This window comes from Micromonospora tulbaghiae (assembly GCF_900091605.1).
Taxonomy (GTDB): Bacteria; Actinomycetota; Actinomycetes; order Mycobacteriales; family Micromonosporaceae; genus Micromonospora; species Micromonospora tulbaghiae.
This window is the reverse complement of record NZ_FMCQ01000002.1, coordinates 450,289-468,422: the sequence shown is the minus strand read 5'-3', so window position 1 is coordinate 468,422 and position 18,134 is coordinate 450,289. Positions and strand designations below refer to the sequence as shown.

The following is an 18,134-nucleotide window of genomic DNA, read 5'->3' as shown; positions in this document are numbered from 1 at the left end:
GGTGTGCCTTTCCACTGGTTGTGCTGGTACCGCTGCCGCTCAGCCCTTGACCGCGCCCTGGAGACCGCCCACGATCTGCTTCTCCGCCAGGGTGAAGAACAGCAGCGCCGGCAACATCGCCAGCGACGTGAAGGCGAGGACCCCCGCGGTGTCGGTGGTGTACTGGCTGGAGAAGTTCTGCACGCCCAGCGGCAGGGTGTGCAGGTTGACGTCCCCGAGGACGAGCAGCGGCAGGAGGAACGCGTTCCAGCTCGCCACGAACGCGAGGATGCCGACGGTGACGACCGCGGGCCGCGACAGCGGCAGCACGATCCGCCAGAGGAAGCCGAGCCGGCCGGCGCCGTCGATGGCGGCCGCGTCCTCCAGCTCCCGCGGGATGGCCGACAGGAACGGCCGCAGGATGACGATCGTGAGCGGCAGCGAGAAGGCCACCTGCGGAAGGATCACCGCGTAGTAGGAGTTGATCAGGTTCAGGTCACGCAGCAGGAGGTACAGCGGCAGGATCGCCGCGCCGGCCGGGAAGAGCAGGCCGAGGGTGAAGAAGGTGTAGAGCGCCTCGCGTCCCCGGAACGTGTACCGGGCCAGCACGAACGCGGCGGCCATGCCGAGCACCACCACGCCGAGCGTGGTGCCGAGCGCGACCACCGCGCTGTTGAACGCCTGCCGCCAGAACCCGCTCTGCGTGAGCACCCGGTAGTAGTTCTCCCAGACCCACGGGTCCGGCAGGCCGGCCGGGTCGTCCACGATCTGCGGCGTGGTGCGGAAACCACCGATGACGACGTACACGACGGGCGCGATCGACACGGCCGCGACCGCGAGCGCCAACGCGTACGTCAGCGGCGTGTTCCACTGCACCGGCCGGCGCCCGGCGGAGGGGGCGGGTACGGAGTTCACGGCCACTGTCACTTCACCTTCCGGGTGATGGCGCCCTCGATGTCACGGCGGAGCAGGAACCGCTGGAACAGCAGCGCCGCGACGAAGGAGATGACGAACAGGATCACGGCCACCGCGTTGCCGTAGCCCCACAGCCGGGCGAAGAAGCCGTTGTCCACCATGTACGTGGCCATGGTGGCCGAGGCGCCGAGCGAGCGCACCGCGGGCACTGAGGTCACCCAGACCATGTCGAAGACCTGCAACGAACCGATCATCGACAGGAACATCCAGATCCGGATGGTGGGGCCGAGCAGCGGCAGCGTGACGTGGCGCTGGATCTGCCACCAGCTCGCGCCGTCGATCTCGGCCGCCTCGTTCAGCTCCGGTGGCACGTTCGACAGGCCGGCGAGCAGGAGGATGATGGCGAAGCCGACGTACTTCCAGGTGAGGACGAACAGCAGCGTCCAGATGACCACGTCGAGGTCGGCCAGCCACGCCTGCACGAAGCCGCCCAGTCCGACCGACCGCAGCAGCGCGTCGAGCGTGCCGCCGTCGGTCAGGATCAGCTTCCACATGATGCCGACGGTGACCTCGGCGAGCACGTACGGCACGAAGACCAGCAGGCGGAAGGCCGAGCGTCCGCGGAAGCGGCGGTTGAGCAGCAGGGCGATGCCGAGCGCGACGGGCCCCTGGATGAGCAGCGAGCCGAACACGATGATCGCGTTGTTGCGCAGCGCGTCGAGGAAGATCGGGTCCTGGAACGCGAGCGCGTAGTTGCGGAAGCCGACGTACTCGGTGGGCGGGCCGACGCCGCGCCAGCGGAACAGGCTGTAGTAGAACGCGAAGCCCATCGGCACCAGCACGAACAGCACGTAGATGAGGACCGCCGGCGTGGTGAGCCCGATGATCTCGTACCACTTGCGGCGGGTCTCGGCGCGGCGTGAGGCGGCTCGTGCGCCGGGCCGGAGGCCCGCCGGCGGCGCGGTCACGCCGCCGGCGGGCATACGGGTCTGCGATGCGGACGTCACTTGCTTGCGGCCGCCTTCATGGCCGAGACGACCTTCTCAGGTGTCCCGTTGCCGGCGAAGATCGCGACGATCGCATCGTTCATCGCGTTGCCGACGGTGCTGCCGAAGGCGGTGTCGAGCCAGAGCTGCACGTAGGTGGCCGAGGAGGTGGACTCCAGGATGGACTTCAGGGCCGGGTCGGTGACGCCGTCCGCCGCGCCCTTGGCGACCGGCAGGCCGGTGCCGGTGGCGGCGTAGCCCTTCTGCACCTCGGGGCTGACGAGGTACTTGAGGAACTCGACGCACTCGGCCGGGGCGTTCTTGGAGCAGGCGAAGCCGTCGCCGCCGCCCAGGGCGGCCTTCGGGTCACCCGCGGAGCCGGAGATCGCCGGCACCGGGAACCAGCCGAGGAACTTGCCCAGGGCCGCCTTGTCGGTGGCGACGGTGTCCAGGGTGCCGCGGTTCCAGTCGCCCATCAGCTCCATCGCGGCCTTGCCGTTGGCGAGCAGGCCGTTGGCGCTGGTCGGGTCGTTCTGACCCGGCGTGGCGATGAAGTTGTTCTGGAACGGCTTGGTGTCGATGAAGGCCTTCAGGTCCTGCCCGGCCTTGACGAAGCACGGGTCGTCGAAGGTCCGGTCCTTGGTGGCCTTCTTCAGCGTGTCGACAGAGCAGGCACGCAGCGCGAAGTTGTACCACCAGTGCGCGGCGGGCCACTTGTCACCGGCGCCGAGGGCGATCGGGACGACGTTGATGGCCTTGAGCTTGGCGACCGCGGCGTTGAGTTCCTCGAAGGTGGTCGGCGGCGCCGTGATGCCCGCCTTCGCGAACATGTCCTTGTTGTACCAGATGCCCTCGATGCCCATCCGGTACGGCAGGCCGTACTGCTTGCCCTCCACCTGCCAGATCTCGGCGGCGTTGCCGATGTCGGCGACCTCGCCCTTCACCTGGTCGGTGATGTCCTTGAGGTAGTCGGCCTCGACCTGCTCGCGCATCTCGCCGCCGCCCCACGCCTGGAAGACGTCCGGCGGGTCGTTGCTCAGCAGCGCGGCGGGCAGCCGGGTGCGCTGGAGCTGGTTCGTCTCGATCGCCTCGATCTCGATCTTGACGGTCGGGTGGGCGGCGGAGAAGTCCTTGGCGACCTTCTCCCAGTACGTCTTGCCGGGCCCGTCCTGCGAGGCGTTGTGCCACCAGGTCAACGTCACCGGGTTCTTGTAAAGCTCGCTCTCGGCGGCCTTCTCGTCGTCGCCACCACCGCTGCACGCGGAGGCCAGCAGAGCGCTTGTCACAAACAGTGCCAGGACGGCACCAGCACGGCGCTTCATCGCCATAGATGTCTCCTCGACCACTTAGCCGGGTTACCTGCCGGGGAGTTTTACAGGGCCGTAACGTGAAGTCAATCGGTATCGATAACGTTTTCGACATCGTCTTCGATCCGGCCGGGAGCGCCCTCTATCATCGTCGGCGTGGTGTTCGAGCAGCGCGTCAAGATGTCGGACGTGGCACGTACGGCCGGCGTCTCGGTGGCAACCGTATCCAAGGTTGTCAATGGCCGGTACGGCGTCGCGCAGGCCACCGTCGAGCGCGTCCAGCAGGTCATCCACGAGCTCGGGTACGAGGCCAGCCTGGGGGCGCAGAGCCTGCGCAGCCACCGCACCAACGTGCTGGGCATCCTGGTCGCCGAGTTCGAGCCGTTCTCCACCGAGCTGCTCAAGGGCGCGTCCCGGGAGGTCGCCGGCAGCGGTTACCAGCTGCTCGCCTACTCCAGCGGTGACGGCGAGGGCGCGGCCATAGGGTGGGAGCGGCGCTCGCTGGCCCGGCTGTCCGGCACGCTCATCGACGGCGCGGTGATCGTGACGCCGACCGTGGTCGAGACCAAGCACGGCTTCCACGTGGTGGCCGTCGACCCGCACACCGGCCCGTCCGGCCTGCCCACGGTCGACTCCGACAACTTCGCCGGCGCGGTGCTGGCCACCGATCACCTGCTGTCGCTCGGGCACCGGCGGATCGCGCACATCAGTGGCCGGCCCGACCTGGAGTCGGCCCGCCTGCGCGAGGCCGGGTTCCGCAAGGCGATGGCCGACGCGGGCGTGCCGGTGGACGAGCGGCTCGTACGGGTCGGCGGCTTCCGTACCGAGACCGCCGCCAGCACGGCCGCCGAACTGCTCGCGCTCCCCGACCGACCGACCGCGATCTTCGCCGGCAACGACCTCTCGGCGATCTCCACCGTGGACGTCGCCCGCGGCCTCGGCCTCGGCGTACCGGACGACCTGTCGGTCATCGGCTTCGACAACATCCCCGAGTCGGCACTCGTCGACCCTCCACTCACCACGATCCGGCAGCCGCTGCAACGCATGGGCGCCGAGTCGCTGCGCCTGCTGATCGACCTCATCGCGGGCGTCGAGAGGGACACGCACATCCAGCTCCCTACCGAGCTGGTCGTCCGGGCCTCCTGCCGCGCGCTGCGCTGAGGCACCACCTCACCCACACGGTCCGGGTGATTGACGGACGGCTATCGGCGTCCGTAATGTTTCGGGCTACTTCCGGAAGCCAGACCGGAAGTTTCGGAAGCCCGCACCGTCCGTCCACCCGGGCGCCCGCCGGTCCGTTCCACGCCGCGGCGTTCCCGGCACCGCCACCGCCGGCCCCCGGCTGTGCGCACCCTCCCGAAAGGAACGACCATGAAGCTGAGACGTTGGCTCGCCGCAGGCGCCGTCGCCGTCGTGACCGCCACCGCCCTCAACGTCGTACCCGCGACGGCCGGACGGCCGTACGACCCGGCCGCGCAGAGCCTGCGGGAGCTGGCCAAGCGCCACGGCCTGTACGTGGGCACCGCCGTGGACATGGCCGCTCTCAACGACGCCGCCGAGCCGCGGTACCGCGAACTGGCCGCGTCCGAGTTCTCCACGGTCACCGCCGAGAACGTGATGAAGTGGGAAAGCCTCGAACCCACCCGGGGCACCTACAACTGGGGCCCGGCCGACGAGCTGATCGACTTCGCCCGCAAGAACAACCAGCGGGTCCGGGGCCACGTGCTGGTCTGGCACAACCAGTTGCCCGCGTGGCTGACCAGCGGCGTCGCGGACGGCTCGATCAGCAAGGCCGAGCTGCGCCAGATCCTGCGCAACCACATCACCGCCGTGGTCACCCACTTCAAGGGCAAGATCTGGCAGTGGGACGTGGTGAACGAGGCGGTCAGCGACCCCTGGGACACCCCGTCCACCCTGCACTACAAGGGATTCTGGGCGCAGAACCTCGGGCCCGGCTACATCGCCGACGCGTTCCGCTGGGCCCGCGCCGCCGATCCGAAGGCGCTGCTGTTCTACAACGACTACAACATCGAGGCGTTCGGCTCCGGCAACCCGGCCGACGACAAGACGCAGTTCGTCTACAACATGGCCCGTGACCTGCGGGCCAAGGGCGTGCCGATCGACGGCGTGGGCGCACAGGGCCACCTGGGCACCCAGTACGGCAACTTCAGCACGCTCCAGGTGGCCGCGGCGCTGCGCAAGTTCGCCGGGCTCGGGCTGGCCACGGCCCTCACCGAGGTGGACGTGCGCAGCCAGATCACCGAGGGGGTGGAGGCCGGCGACTCCGCGGAGATCAACCCGCGCCTGCAGGCGTCCGCGGCGAACTTCAGCGTGCTGATGCAGGCCTGCCTGGCCGAGCGGCACTGCCTGTCGTTCACCCTCTGGGGCTTCACCGACAAGCACTCCTGGGTGCCCGGGGCGTTCTCCGACCCGCCGGAGGGCCTGGCCACCGTGTACGACGAGAACTACCAGCCGAAGCTCGCGTACCACGAGCTGAAGTCGGACCTGATCTTCTCCGGTCCGCCCTACGTGCTGCCGCGCATCCCGCAGCACCCGCGCCGCTAGACGACGAGCGCACCACGGCGGGGCCGGTCCGGTGACCGGCCCCGCCGCCTGTGTCCGGCCGGTCCGCGCTCACGCCGCCCGGCGCCGGCCCAGTTCCGACTCCAGCCGTCCGATGAGCGTCTTTCGGGCCTTGCCGCCGCGCTCCCGGCGCAGCGCCGCGTCGAGCTGGCGGGTGTCGAGGTCGCGGACCAGCTTGACCGCCTCGGTCACCGGCAACTCGTTGATCTGCTCGGCGGCCGTGGCGTCCCGGCGGGCCCGCTTCGCCGGGCCCGTGTTCGGCACGTACTGGCGGCCGGAGCGCGACGCGCGGCGCTTGCAGGTGTCGGTGGCGCGCCGTTCGTTCTCCGACAGCTCCTCCCACGCCTGTTCGGGCAGGTAACGGCGGGTTTCGCCGCCGTTGCGGGCGCGCGTGTCACCGCTGCGGGTCTGCCACTTCTCGCCGCCCCAGCGTTGCAGCGAGCGCTGCCGTGCGTCCTTCGGGCCCTCGAATCCCCCGCCGGCCTTCTTGTACTCGTTCGTCAGCAGCTGCGACTTGCGGGCCGACCACTGCCCCGGCCGTCCGCCCTTGTCGGAGGCGCGGATCTCGGCCTTGAGGCGCTCCCGCAGTTCCGGCTCGGTGTACTTCGCCATGACGCAGCGTTACCCGGACCGGCAGCGGCCATGCCGGTCAGCGGGGCGCCGGCCGGTAGACCAGATCCATCGTGTCGGTGCGGCCGGACCAGTCCAGTCGCAGCCGCCAGCACCCGGCGGCCGGCAGGTCGACGATGGACGGCCCGGGTCCGCCGTCCACCTCCCGGACGACCGGGGTGTCCGTCCCGTCCCGCGTCGCGGTGATCACCAGCGGGGTCCGCTGCGCCGGATCGGACCGGCCGGTCTCGGGGCGGGCCACCCAGAGGATCTTGTTGTTCGCGCCGTCGTCGCGCGCGTGCACCAGCGGGTACGCGAACAGGATCGCGACGATGTCGCCCCGGGTGCCGAAGACGTGCCGCACCCGGGTGTCGCCGCTGAACCCGGCGTCCGCCCAGTCCGGCAGCCGGCCGGTCTCCAGCCGTTCGGCGCAGGCCGCAGGCACGGCCGGTTCGGTGGCGGACGTGGTGGCCGGAACCGTGGCGGGCGTGGTGGCCGGAACCGTGGCGGGCGTGGTGGCCGGGACAGCGGCCGGGCCGCTGCAACCGGCCAGCAGCAGGACCGACACCAGCAGGACTCTTCTCGGAACGGACATCCGGCCTCCCCCGTCGACGACTCTCGTCTTCAGGACACCGCCCGGCGCCCCGAGGTTCCCGCCGCGCTCACTCCACCGAGGACGCGACGTCGAGCGCCTGCTCACGGGTGAGATCCCCCTCCAGCCGGTAGCTCACCCCGGCCCGCTCCCAGATCAACGTGGCGGCGGACAACCGCGCGGTGGCGACCCGTTCCGTGCCCGAGCGGTCCACGTACGCGAGCGCGTGCGGACCCCCGACCCAGATCGCGAACTCGCCGCCGACCTGGGTGAGCGTCACGTCCGCCCCGGCGGACCGCTTGTGGAACACGATGTCGAGCGAGCCGTCGAAGGCGTCCAGCCGGACCGTCCCGCCGCGGTAGAGCAGGCTGACGACCCGGTGGGCGCCGGTGCCGTCCGGATCGGCGACGAGCACGCGTTCCGGCGCGCCGAGGCGGGCCGGCACCCGGATCGGGAAGCGGACCTGCCGCTGCGCCTCGGCGAGCGCGACCTGGTGCTGCGCGGGCAGCGGTGAGGGCGTGCCGGCGGGTGGCGGCGCGGGTGCGGTGTCGACGACGACACCGGAGAACCGCAGCAGCCCGGTCACCGCGCCGGCGACCGCCGCCCGGCCCGGGGGCAGCGCCGCCACGAGCAGGGCGGCGAGCGCGGCGGCCAGCACGTACCGCCACCGCCGGCGCGGCGCCGGCGCGTCGAGCCGGGCGCGGACCCGCGTGGTGAGGTCGGGCGTACGCGCCGGCTCCAGCCAGCCGGTCAGCTCACGAAGCTCCCGTTCCAGGTCATCCACGTTGCGCCCCCTCCCGGTCCAGCAGGGCACGCAGCTTCGCGAGCGCCCGGTGGGTCCGTGACTTCACGGTGCCCCGGGGCAGCCCCAGCACGGTCACCGTCTCGTCCTCCCCGAGGTCGAGCAGGTAGCGGCAGACGATCACCTCGCGGTCGCGCTCGGGTAGCCGGCGCAGCGCCCCGACCAGCGCGGCCCGTCGCTCGGCCGCCAGCACGGCGCCGAGCCCGTCGTCGGCGGTGACCGTCGCGACCGGGTCGGCCGCCGCCGCGCGCAGCGTCAGCCCGTCCCGCCGGTTGCGCGTCCGGTGCAGGTTCCGGGTCTCGTTGGCGACGATCGCGAGCAGCCAGGACCGGAACGACGCCTCGGACCGGTAGCGGGACAGTTTCCGGTACGCCTTCACGAACGCCTCCTGGACCACGTCCTCGGCGTCCGGACCGGCGCCGAGCAGCACCGCCGTCCGGTACGCGGACGCGGTGTGCCGGGCGACCAGGGCTTCGTACGCCTCCCGGTCGCCGGCGCGTACGCGGGTGACGAGTTCTTCGTCGTCCAGGGCAGCCTCCGCCGTCGGTCTGCTTCCATGACACCGCCCGGGGCGGCCGGGTTCCATCCGGCGTTTGACCGGGTGCCGGGCCGGAAAGAGTGGCGGGATGAGCTGGGCGAGAAGAGCCGTACCCGCAGCCGTCGCCGCCGTCGCCGCGCTGGCGGCGCGGGACCTGCTGCAACGCGACCACGCGCTGCGCCGCAACTTCCCGGTGCTGGGCCGGGCCCGGTACCTGATCGAGTCGATCGGCCCGGAGCTGCGGCAGTACATCGTGGCCGGCAACGACGAGGAGCGGCCGTTCACCCGCGACCAGCGGCGCTGGGTGTACGCCTCGGCCAAGCAGGAGAACAACTACTTCGGTTTCGGCACCGACAACGACATCGAGCACACCGCCGGCTATCCGATCATCAAGCACCGCACGTTCGGCCGGGCGGTGCCGCCGTCGGCGCCGACCGCCGGGCACGACGTGACGCTGCCCTGCGCCAAGGTGCTCGGCGCGGCGCGCGGCCGGGCGCACGCGTTCCGGCCGGAGTCGGTGGTGAACATCTCCGGGATGAGCTTCGGGTCGCTGTCCGGCAACGCGGTGGAGGCGCTCAACCGGGGCGCCGCGCTGGCCGGCTGCCTGCACAACACCGGCGAGGGCGGGCTGTCGCCGTACCACCGCAACGGCGGTGAGCTGGTCTTCCAGCTCGGCACCGCGTACTTCGGCTGCCGCGACGAGCGCGGCCGGTTCAGCCTGGAACGGCTCAAGGACCTCGTCGCGGCCGAGCCGGTACGGGCGCTGGAGATCAAGCTGAGCCAGGGCGCCAAGCCGAGCCTGGGCGGCCTGCTGCCGGCGGCGAAGGTCTCCGCCGAGATCGCCGCCACCCGGGGCATCCCGGCCGGCCGCGACTGCGTCAGCCCGTCCCGGCACGCCGAGTTCTCCGACTGCGACAGCCTGCTGGACTGGGTGGAGCTGCTCGCCGCCGAGACCGGTCTGCCGGTCGGCATCAAGTCCGCGGTCGGCGACCTGGGGTTCTGGGAGGAGCTGACCACGCTGATGCGCGACACCGGGCGCGGCGTGGACTTCGTGACCGTCGACGGCGGCGAGGGCGGCACCGGCGCCGCACCGCTTATCTTCAGCGACTCGGTCTCGCTGCCGTTCCAGCAGGGCTTCTCCCGGGTCTACCGGACGTTCGCCGAACGCGACCTGCACGAGCAGGTGGTGTTCGTCGGCGCCGGCAAGCTCGGCCTGCCGGACAACGCGGTGGTGGCGTTCGCGCTCGGCGCCGACATGGTCAACGTCGGGCGGGAGGCGATGCTGGCGATCGGCTGCATCCAGGCGCAGAAGTGCCACACCGACACCTGCCCGACCGGCGTCGCCACGCAGAACGCCTGGCTGGCCCGGGGTCTGGACCCGGCCCGCAAGTCGGTGCGGGCCGCGAACTACATCCGTACGCTGCGCCGCGACCTGGTGAAGGTGGCCGAGGCGTGCGGCGTCGAGCATCCCGGACTGATCGGCACCGACTCGGTGGAGATCCTCGACGGCCGGACCTCGTCGATCCCGCTGGACCGGGCGTTCGGCTACCGGCCGGAGTGGGGGATGCCGTCGGCAGCGGACCGGGCGGAGATCGTCCGGCTGATGACGGCCGAGGCCCCGCAGGGCGGCAGCGCACCGCCCTCCCCCACCGCCGTCGGCTAGCCCGGACAGCGGAAACTCGGTCGGCCGCCGCACCGCCGCCGCGTACAGTCCGCCGCATGGCTGTGGACACGAGGCCGGCGGTGCGCGCCGGCCGATTCCGGCTGCTCCCGCTGGGTGTGGTGTTCCTGACCGTCGGCCTGTCCACCGCCGTGGTGCTGCCGTTCCTGTCGCTGTTCCTCGACCGGGAGGTCCACGCCGGCCCGTTACGGGTGACCGTGTTCCTGGTCGTCGCCCCGCTGTCCGGCGTGGTCGCCTCCGCGCTGATCGGCCGGCTGTCGGACCGCCGGCCGATCCGGCGCGCGCTGCTGGTCGGCGCCGCGCTGGCCGGCGTGGTGGGCACGGGCCTGACCGCGTACGTCCGCGACTACTGGATCCTGCTGGCGCTGACCGCGACCGCCACGGCACTGGCGAACTCGCTGTTCCCGCAGTCGTTCGCGTACACCCGGGCGCTGTTCGACAGGGACGATCCGGCGCGGGCCGCGTTCGGCGTCAGCCTCATGCGTACCGTGTTCTCGCTGGCCTGGGTGGCCGGGCCGGCGCTGGCCGCGGTGCTGCTCGACGTCGGCGGCTTCCGCCTGGTGTACGGCATGGCCGCCGTCATGTACGCGCTGGCCGCGCTGGTGGCCGCGTTCCGGCTGGAGGAGCTGCCGCTGCCGGCGCGGCCGGTCGCGGCCGATTCGGACGGCGCCGCGCCCGGCCCGCCCGGCGCGTCCCGGCTGCGGCTGGCGCTGACGGCGCTCACGTTCGTCCTGCTCCAGTGCCCGCTGACGGTCGGCGTGCAGGCGATGTCGCTGTTGATCGACACCGAACTGAACGACGACCCCTCCCGCGCCGGCCTGGTGCTGGGCCTGTGCGCGGCGCTGGAGATCCCGCTGATCCTCGGGCTGGGCGCGCTGACCGCGCGGGTCCGGCTGCGGACGCTGGTCCTGGTCGGCGGCGCCTGCGGGGTCGCCTACTACGCGACCGCCGCGCTGGCGCCGAGCGTGCCGTTCCTGCTGTTCGCGCAGCCGGTGAACGCGCTGTTCATCGCCGCGGTGTCCGGCGTCGGCATCGCCTACGTGCAGGATCTGCTGCCGGGCGAGCCGGGCCGGGCCACCACGCTGTTCACCAACACGTTCCCGATCGGGGCCATGCTCGCCGGGCCGTTGCTCGGGATCTCCGCGCAGGTCGGCTACCGGTGGGCGTACGGCATGAGCACCGCGCTGTGCGCGGCCGGGCTGCTGGTGCTGCTGCTGACCCGGCCGTCCGCGCGGGCCTGACCGGCGCGGCGGTCAGCGCCGCCGCACCAGCACCACGTGGTCGATCAGCTCGCCGGTCTGGCCGTCCGGGCCGGTGGCGGTACGGCGCGCCGCGCCCAGCCGCTCGGTGTCCCAGCCGTCCGGGTCGAGGTTCATCGCGGCCAGGATCTCCTCCGGTTCGGCGAACCGGTGGTGGCCGGTGTCGGGCCCGGCCCAGGGCGGCGGCGCGCCGTGCTCGACGACGAGCAGCCGGCCGCCGGGCGCGACCGCCTCGGCCGCCGGGGGCAGCACCTTCTCCCGGGGCAGGACCAGCGGCGACTGGAAGAACTGCGCGGACACCAGGTCGTAGCGGCCGGGCGGGAAGCCCTGGGTGAGGTCGTGCCGGACGGTGGTGATCCGGTCGGCCACCCCGGCCCGCTCGGCCTCCACGGCGAGGCGGTCCAGCGCGACGGACGAGATGTCCACGGCGGTGACCCGCCAGCCCTTCGACGCGAGCCACACCGCGTCGCCGCCCTCGCCGCTGCCCAGGTCGAGCACGGTGCCCGGGGTCAGCGTGCCGGCCACCTCGGCCAGGACGGGGTTGACCCGGCCGCTCCAGATCCGGTCCCGCTGGCCGTACCGCTCGTCCCAGAACCGGGCCGGGTCGGTGTACGCCGGGTGCTCGTGGTGGTGGTGCCCCGTCATGTCTGCCTCCTCGCCGCCGGTCGTCTCCCGACCGGCCCCGCCATCGTGCGTCGCCTCGGACCGAACAGCAAGGAACCTTGCCGTTCCGGCAAACCGCTGAGCGACCGCAGGATTAACGCACCGCGCCCGTGGGCAGACATTTGTCATCGGACACGCGAACGAGGGAGCTGACGGCATGGCGAAGGGCGACATCGACACCTACCAGCAGGACGGGCAGTGGAAGAACCGCCCGGAGGGCAACGAGCGCGCGACCAGCCGCCACGACACCAAGGCGGAGGCCGAGGCGGCCGGCCGGGAGATGGCGGCCGAGCGCGGCACCGAGCACGTGATCAAGAAGCAGGACGGCACGATCGGCGAGAAGAACACGTACCCCCGCAGCCGCGACCCCCGGGAGATCCCGGGCTGAGCACGCAGCGCAGACGCCATACGGCGCCGGACCCGAGCGGGTCCGGCGCCGTATCGCGTACCGACGGGTAGTGAGTGGCTGGCTAAAAACTTTTGTTCGGTTCCCACAACGGTCCCCGCTCAGGCTTCGGCCGTTACGACATGGCGCCGCCCGCGCACAGGCGGAAAGGTGAGGCGAGCCGGGGGCATCGCCGCGCCCGGCGCGCAGGAGTGGGTCAACCGAAGGGGACGGTCACGTGTTCACCCGTGTCGCCATCGTCAACCGTGGTGAGGCCGCGATGCGGCTCATCCACGCGGTCCGGGAACTGGCCGCGGAGACCGGCAGCCGGATCGAGACCGTCGCGCTGTACACCGACGTCGACCGTACCGCCACCTTCGTCCGCGAGGCGGACGTCGCCTACGACCTGGGCCCCGCGTCCGCCCGCCCGTACCTCGACCTCAAGGCCTTGGAGCGCGCGCTGGTCGAGACCGGCGCGGACGCCGCGTGGGTCGGCTGGGGTTTCGTGGCCGAGGACCCGGCGTTCGCCGAACTGTGCGAGAAGATCGGCGTGACGTTCGTCGGGCCGAGCCCGGACGCCATGCGCAAGCTCGGCGACAAGATCGGCGCGAAGCTGATCGCCGAGGAGGTCGGCGTGCCGGTCGCGCCGTGGAGCCGCGGCGCGGTGGAGAGCCTGGAGGACGCGCTGCGCGCGGCGGCCTCGATCGGCTATCCGCTGATGCTCAAGGCCACAGCCGGTGGCGGCGGGCGCGGCATCCGGGTCATCCGCAGCGATGCCGAGCTGGCCGACGCCTACGAGCGCACCAGCCAGGAGGCGGCGCGGGCGTTCGGCAGCGGCGTGGTGTTCCTGGAGCGTCTGGTCACCGGCGCCCGGCACGTCGAGGTCCAGGTGATCGCGGACGGCCAGGGCACCGCGTGGGCGCTCGGGGTACGGGACTGCTCGGTGCAGCGGCGCAACCAGAAGGTGATCGAGGAGTCCGCCTCGCCGGTGCTGAGCCCGGACCAGACCGCGGAGCTGAAGGCGTCGGCGGAGCGCCTGGCGGTGGCGGTCGGTTACCGGGGCGCGGCCACTGTCGAGTTCCTCTACCACCCGGGCGACCGGCTGTTCGCGTTCCTGGAGGTCAACACGCGCCTGCAGGTCGAGCATCCGATCACCGAGTCGACCACCGGATTCGACCTGGTCAAGGCGCAGCTGCACGTGGCCGGCGGCGGCCGGCTGAGCGGTGAGCCGCCGGTCGAGCGCGGGCACGCCATCGAGGCGCGGCTCAACGCCGAGGACCCGGACCGCGACTTCGCCCCCTCCCCCGGCCGGATCACCCGGCTCGACCTGCCCGCCGGTCCCGGTATCCGGGTCGACACCGGGGTCAGTGAGGGCGACACCATCCCGGCCGACTTCGACTCCATGATCGCCAAGATCATCGCGTACGGCCGGGACCGGGACGAGGCGCTGGGCCGCCTGCGCCGGGCCATGGCGAACACCACTGTGGTCATCGCCGGCGGCGCGACGAACAAGAGCTTCGTGCTCGACCTGCTCGACCAGCCCGAGGTGATCGACGCCAGCGCGGACACCGGCTGGATCGACCGGGTACGCGGCGAGGGCCGCCTGGTCGCGCACCGGCACTCCGCCGTGGCGCTCGCCGCCGCCGCGATCGAGGCGTACGAGGAGGACGAGACCGCCGAACGGCAGCGGCTGCTGTCCACCGCGGCCGGTGGACGTCCGCAGGTGCAGCACCGCAGCGGCCGGCCGCTGGACCTGAAGCTGCGCGGCGTGACCTACCGGATGCGGGTGGCCCGGGTCGGCGCGCACCGGTTCCGCGTCGGCGTCGAGGCCGGGGGCGACGTCCGCACCGCCGACGTCGAGCTGGACCGCTTCGACCGGCACACCGGCCAGATCGCGGTGAACGGCGCCCGCTTCCGCCTGCTCACCGACACCCACGGCCCGATCCACCTGGTCGAGGTGGACGGCGTGACGCACCGGATCAGTCGCGACGAGGGCGGCGTGCTGCGCTCCCCCATGCCGGCGCTCGTGGTCGCCACGCCGCTCCAGGTCGGCGCGGAGGTCGAGGCCGGCGCGCCGGTGCTGGTGCTGGAGGCGATGAAGATGGAGACGGTGCTGCGGGCGCCGTTCCGGGCCCGCCTCAAGGAGTCGTCGGTGGCGGTGGGCACCCAGGTGGAGGCGGGCGCGCCGCTGCTGCGCCTGGAGCCGGTCGCCGAGGACGACGCCGAGGCCGCCGACGGCCCGGCCGGTCCCGTTGTCGAGCTGGACCTGCCCGTGGCGCCGGCGGACGTGCCGGCGCGGTCCCGGGCCGAGCGCGGCCAGGAGGACCTGTGCGCCCTGCTGCTCGGCTACGACGTCGACCCGCACGACGAGCGCCGGGTGCTCGACGACTACCTGGACGCGCGGCGCGCGGCCACCGAGGCGGGGCACCGGCCGCTGGCCGAGGAGCTGGAGCTGGTGAACGTCTTCGCCGACCTGGCCGAGCTGAGCCGCAACCGCCCCGGCGACGACGGGCCGGCCGGGCACGTGCACAGCGCCCGCGAATACTTCCACACCTACCTGCAGAGCCTCGACGTCGAGCGGGCCGGTTCCCCGGAGTCGTTCCGGACCCGCCTCGCGAAGGCGCTCGCCCACTACGACGTCACCGAACTGGACCGCTCCCCCGAGCTGGAGGCCGCGGTCTTCCGGATCTTCCTGGCCCAGCAGCGGGCCGCCGCGGACGCCGCGGTGATCGCCACGCTGCTGCGCTCCTGGCTGCGCGAGCCGCCGCCGGACGAGGCGCTGCGTGAGCCCGCCGGCCTCGCGCTGGAGCGCCTCGTCGCGGCGACGCAGGTCCGCTTCCCGGTCGTCGCCGACCTGGCCCGGGGCGTGGTGTTCGCCTGGTTCGCCCAGCCGCTGCTGCGCCGCAACCGGGCCCGCGTCTACGCCCAGGTCCGCACCCACCTGCGGCACCTCGACGCGCAGCCGGACGCGCCGGACCGCGCCGAGCGGATCGCCGAGATGGTCCGCAGCACCGAACCGCTGGTCCGGCTGCTCGGTCAGCGCCTGGTCCGCGACGACCTGGACAACGTGGCCATGCTGGAGGTGCTGACCCGCCGCTACTACGGCAACAAGGCGGTCACCGAGGTCCGCACCCGCACCACCGGTGGTTGCACGTTCGTGGTGGCCGGGCGGGACGGGTCGAGCGTGGTCTCGGCCGCCGTACGCTTCGACGCGCTCGGCGACGCGCTGCGCGGCCTGGCCGAGGTGGCCCGCGACTGCGAGGCCGTCGACGCGGACGTCTACCTGGCCTGGGAGAACCAGCCCGCGGACCTGGACGCCACCGCCGCCGCGCTGCTGGACGTGGTCAACGCGCACCCCCTGCCGCAGCAGGTACGCCGCCTCACCACCACCGTGGCCGGGCGCGGCGGCGCGGTGATGCACCACCACGTCACGTTCCGCCCCGCCGAGGGCGGCGGGATGGCCGAGGAGCGGCTGATCCGCGGCCTGCACCCGTACATCGCGCAGCGGATGCAACTGGAACGGCTGCGCGAGTTCGACCTGACCCGGCTGCCGTCGCTGGACGAGGAGGTCTACCTGTTCCAGGCGGTGGCCCGGCAGAACCCGTCCGACCAGCGGCTGGTGGCGTTCGCGCAGGTGCGTGACCTGACCGGGCTGCGGGAGCAGGACGGCCGCCTGGTGGCGCTGCCGACCACCGAGGACACGGTGGCGGCCTGCATCGACTCGATCCGCCGGGCGCAGTCGCGGCGGCCGTCGAAGTCGCGGTTCCCGACCAACCGGATCGTCGTCTACGTGTGGCCGCCGAGCGAGCTGACCCGCGAGGAGATGGAGCTGATCGCCGGGCGGGTACGCCCGACCACTGTGGGCGCCGAACTGGAGGAGATCCTGTTCATCGCGCGGCAGCGCGACCGCCGTACCGGCGAGCTGACCAAGGTGGGCGTGCGGATCACGTTCGACGTGAGCGGGCACGCGCAGCTGACGGTGGGCGAGCCGCCGGCCGAACCGGTCGAGCCGCTGGACGACTACCGGCTGAAGGTGCTGCGCGCGGCCGGCCGCAACACGGTCTACCCGTACGAGCTGACCGGCCTGCTGGGCGACTTCGTCGAGCACGACCTGGACGCCGACCACCAGCTGGTGCCGGTGGACCGGCCGAAGGGCCGCAACACCGCCGCGATCGTGGCCGGAGTGGTGACCACGCCGACGCCGCGGCACCCGCAGGGCGTGACCCGGGTGGTGCTGCTCGGCGACCCGACCAAGTCGCTGGGCGCGCTGTCCGAGCCGGAGTGCCGGCGGGTGATCGCCGCGCTGGACCTGGCGCAGCGGATGGGCGTGCCGCTGGAGTGGTACGCGTTGAGCGCCGGCGCCCGGATCTCGATGACCTCCGGTACGGAGAACATGGACTGGGTGGCCGCGGCGCTCAAGCGCATCGTCGAGTTCACCCAGGACGGCGGTGAGATCAACATCGTGGTGGCGGGCATCAACGTCGGTGCCCAGCCGTACTGGAACGCCGAGGCGACGATGCTCATGCACACCAAGGGCGTGCTGGTCATGACGCCGGACTCGGCGATGGTGCTCACCGGCAAGCAGTCGCTCGACTTCTCCGGCGGCGTCTCCGCCGAGGACAACTTCGGCATCGGCGGCTACGACCGGGTGATGGGCCCGAACGGGCAGGCGCAGTACTGGGCGCCGGACCTGCCGGCCGCGCGGGACGTGCTGATGGCGCACTACGACCACACCTACGTCGCGCCGGGCGAGCACGCCCCACGCCGGGCCGTCACCATGGACCCGGTGGACCGGGACGTCTGCGGCTACCCGCACGCGGTCGCCGGCAGCGACTTCGCCACGGTCGGCGAGATCTTCTCCGCCACCGCCAACCCGGACCGCAAGAAGCCGTTCGACATCCGTACCGTCATGCGGGCGCTCGCGGACCAGGACCACCCGGTGCTGGAGCGGTGGGCCGGCATGGCCGACGCGGAGACCGCTGTGGTGCAGGACGTGCACCTCGGGGGCATCCCGGTGTGCCTGCTCGGCATCGAGTCCCGCTCGGTGCCCCGGCACGGCTTCCCGCCCACCGACGGCCCGGACACCTACACCGCGGGCACGCTGTTCCCGCGCTCGTCGAAGAAGGCCGCGCGGGCGATCAACGCGGCCAGCGGCAACCGGCCGCTGGTCGTGCTGGCCAACCTGTCCGGCTTCGACGGCTCACCCGAGTCGATGCGCAAGCTGCAACTGGAGTACGGCGCGGAGATCGGCCGGGCGATCGTCAACTTCCGCGGCCCGATCGTGTTCTGCGTGATCTCGCGCTACCACGGCGGCGCGTTCGTGGTATTCTCCAAGGCGCTCAACCCGGACATGACGGTGCTGGCGATCGAGGGGTCGTTCGCCTCGGTGCTCGGTGGCGCGCCCGCCGCGGCCGTGGTGTTCGCCGGCGAGGTCGCCGCCCGCACCGCCGCCGACCCCCGGGTACGCGACCTGGAGGCGAAGGTCGCCGCCGCGGCCGGCACCGAGCGGGCGACGCTCACCGCCGAGCTGGACGAGCTGCGCTCGTCGGTGCGGGCGGAGAAGCTGGGCGAGGTGGCCGCCGAGTTCGACCGGGTGCACAGCATCCAGCGCGCGGTCGAGGTCGGTTCGGTCGACGCGGTGATCCGCGCCGCCGAGCTGCGTCCCCGTGTCATCGAGGCGATCGAGGCGCGCCTGCGCTGACACGTTCCACCGCCGGACGGCGGGCGGGCCTGCGGGTCCGCCCGCCGTTTCGCGTGCGCCGGTGCCTGACGGGCTGCCGGCCGCGTGGCGCGCTCAGTTGGGAATGGAAGCCGTGTTCGTTAGCGCTCCGGAGG

Annotated in this window: 14 protein-coding genes; 6 read left to right on the top strand and 8 right to left on the bottom strand. The window is 72.5% G+C overall.

Annotated features, from left to right (window positions below):
• Positions 1–39: 39 nt before the first annotated feature.
• The 3 genes from GA0070562_RS07145 to GA0070562_RS07135 are packed head-to-tail and all read right to left on the bottom strand — an operon-like array spanning position 40 to position 3,166.
• Positions 40–906 carry a carbohydrate ABC transporter permease gene (locus GA0070562_RS07145; RefSeq protein WP_091417322.1) on the bottom strand — a complete coding sequence of 289 codons (867 nt, stop codon included), beginning with the start codon at positions 904–906 and terminating at the stop codon, positions 40–42.
• Positions 903–1,901, bottom strand: coding sequence for a carbohydrate ABC transporter permease (locus GA0070562_RS07140; RefSeq protein WP_091417319.1), 999 nt, complete (start codon positions 1,899–1,901; stop codon positions 903–905). Before GA0070562_RS07140 ends, GA0070562_RS07145 begins: the two co-directional genes overlap by 4 nt.
• Complete coding sequence (locus tag GA0070562_RS07135; protein ID WP_225853191.1) at positions 1,898–3,166, bottom strand: ABC transporter substrate-binding protein; 1,269 nt, start codon at positions 3,164–3,166, stop codon at positions 1,898–1,900. The genes GA0070562_RS07140 and GA0070562_RS07135 overlap by 4 nt, the downstream gene beginning before the upstream one ends.
• Positions 3,167–3,343: 177 nt before the next feature.
• On the opposite strand from GA0070562_RS07135, the gene GA0070562_RS07130 reads away from it, so the two are divergent.
• Positions 3,344–4,348 (top strand): LacI family DNA-binding transcriptional regulator, encoded by a 1,005-nt coding sequence (locus GA0070562_RS07130; RefSeq protein WP_091417312.1) that lies wholly within the window; start codon positions 3,344–3,346, stop codon positions 4,346–4,348.
• 210 nt (positions 4,349–4,558) lie between these two features.
• The gene (locus tag GA0070562_RS07125) at positions 4,559–5,752 is read left to right on the top strand and encodes an endo-1,4-beta-xylanase (protein ID WP_091417308.1); all 1,194 of its coding nucleotides are present in this window, start codon (positions 4,559–4,561) and stop codon (positions 5,750–5,752) included.
• Between the two features lie 69 nt (positions 5,753–5,821).
• Here GA0070562_RS07125 and GA0070562_RS07120 read toward each other — a convergent pair whose 3' ends face one another.
• From GA0070562_RS07120 to GA0070562_RS07105, 4 genes are all read right to left on the bottom strand, one after another.
• The gene (locus GA0070562_RS07120; RefSeq protein WP_091417304.1) at positions 5,822–6,382 is read right to left on the bottom strand and encodes a DUF5872 domain-containing protein; all 561 of its coding nucleotides are present in this window, start codon (positions 6,380–6,382) and stop codon (positions 5,822–5,824) included.
• A 37-nt stretch (positions 6,383–6,419) separates the two neighbouring features.
• Positions 6,420–6,974 (bottom strand): hypothetical protein, encoded by a 555-nt coding sequence (locus tag GA0070562_RS07115; protein ID WP_091417301.1) that lies wholly within the window; start codon positions 6,972–6,974, stop codon positions 6,420–6,422.
• A 67-nt stretch (positions 6,975–7,041) separates the two neighbouring features.
• Positions 7,042–7,755, bottom strand: coding sequence for a hypothetical protein (locus tag GA0070562_RS07110; RefSeq protein WP_091417297.1), 714 nt, complete (start codon positions 7,753–7,755; stop codon positions 7,042–7,044).
• Complete coding sequence (locus GA0070562_RS07105) at positions 7,748–8,359, bottom strand: RNA polymerase sigma factor (protein ID WP_091417294.1); 612 nt, start codon at positions 8,357–8,359, stop codon at positions 7,748–7,750. Before GA0070562_RS07105 ends, GA0070562_RS07110 begins: the two co-directional genes overlap by 8 nt.
• A 40-nt stretch (positions 8,360–8,399) precedes the next feature.
• On the opposite strand from GA0070562_RS07105, the gene GA0070562_RS07100 reads away from it, so the two are divergent.
• Together GA0070562_RS07100 and GA0070562_RS07095 are read left to right on the top strand one after the other, a co-directional pair.
• Positions 8,400–9,974, top strand: coding sequence for an FMN-binding glutamate synthase family protein (locus GA0070562_RS07100; RefSeq protein ID WP_091417290.1), 1,575 nt, complete (start codon positions 8,400–8,402; stop codon positions 9,972–9,974).
• Between the two features lie 56 nt (positions 9,975–10,030).
• Positions 10,031–11,233 (top strand): sugar efflux transporter, encoded by a 1,203-nt coding sequence (locus GA0070562_RS07095; protein WP_244253764.1) that lies wholly within the window; start codon positions 10,031–10,033, stop codon positions 11,231–11,233.
• A gap of 12 nt (positions 11,234–11,245) precedes the next feature.
• Here GA0070562_RS07095 and GA0070562_RS07090 read toward each other — a convergent pair whose 3' ends face one another.
• Positions 11,246–11,896 carry a class I SAM-dependent methyltransferase gene (locus GA0070562_RS07090; RefSeq protein ID WP_091417284.1) on the bottom strand — a complete coding sequence of 217 codons (651 nt, stop codon included), beginning with the start codon at positions 11,894–11,896 and terminating at the stop codon, positions 11,246–11,248.
• 175 nt (positions 11,897–12,071) lie between these two features.
• On the opposite strand from GA0070562_RS07090, the gene GA0070562_RS07085 reads away from it, so the two are divergent.
• Complete coding sequence (locus GA0070562_RS07085; protein ID WP_071094595.1) at positions 12,072–12,302, top strand: DUF2188 domain-containing protein; 231 nt, start codon at positions 12,072–12,074, stop codon at positions 12,300–12,302.
• A gap of 235 nt (positions 12,303–12,537) precedes the next feature.
• Complete coding sequence (locus GA0070562_RS07080; RefSeq protein WP_091417281.1) at positions 12,538–18,000, top strand: ATP-binding protein; 5,463 nt, start codon at positions 12,538–12,540, stop codon at positions 17,998–18,000.
• Positions 18,001–18,134 lie beyond the last annotated feature (134 nt).

Bases quoted from the DNA above. Each gene is read 5' to 3' on its own strand.
- GA0070562_RS07125 (WP_091417308.1), top strand. From the start codon at position 4,559: ATGAAGCTGAGACGTTGGCTCGCCGCAGGCGCCGTCGCCGTCGTGACC.
- GA0070562_RS07120 (WP_091417304.1), bottom strand. From the start codon at position 6,382: ATGGCGAAGTACACCGAGCCGGAACTGCGGGAGCGCCTCAAGGCCGAG.
- GA0070562_RS07115 (WP_091417301.1), bottom strand. From the start codon at position 6,974: ATGTCCGTTCCGAGAAGAGTCCTGCTGGTGTCGGTCCTGCTGCTGGCC.
- GA0070562_RS07105 (WP_091417294.1), bottom strand. From the start codon at position 8,359: ATGGAACCCGGCCGCCCCGGGCGGTGTCATGGAAGCAGACCGACGGCG.
- GA0070562_RS07100 (WP_091417290.1), top strand. From the start codon at position 8,400: ATGAGCTGGGCGAGAAGAGCCGTACCCGCAGCCGTCGCCGCCGTCGCC.
- GA0070562_RS07095 (WP_244253764.1), top strand. From the start codon at position 10,031: ATGGCTGTGGACACGAGGCCGGCGGTGCGCGCCGGCCGATTCCGGCTG.
- GA0070562_RS07090 (WP_091417284.1), bottom strand. From the start codon at position 11,896: ATGACGGGGCACCACCACCACGAGCACCCGGCGTACACCGACCCGGCC.
- GA0070562_RS07085 (WP_071094595.1), top strand. From the start codon at position 12,072: ATGGCGAAGGGCGACATCGACACCTACCAGCAGGACGGGCAGTGGAAG.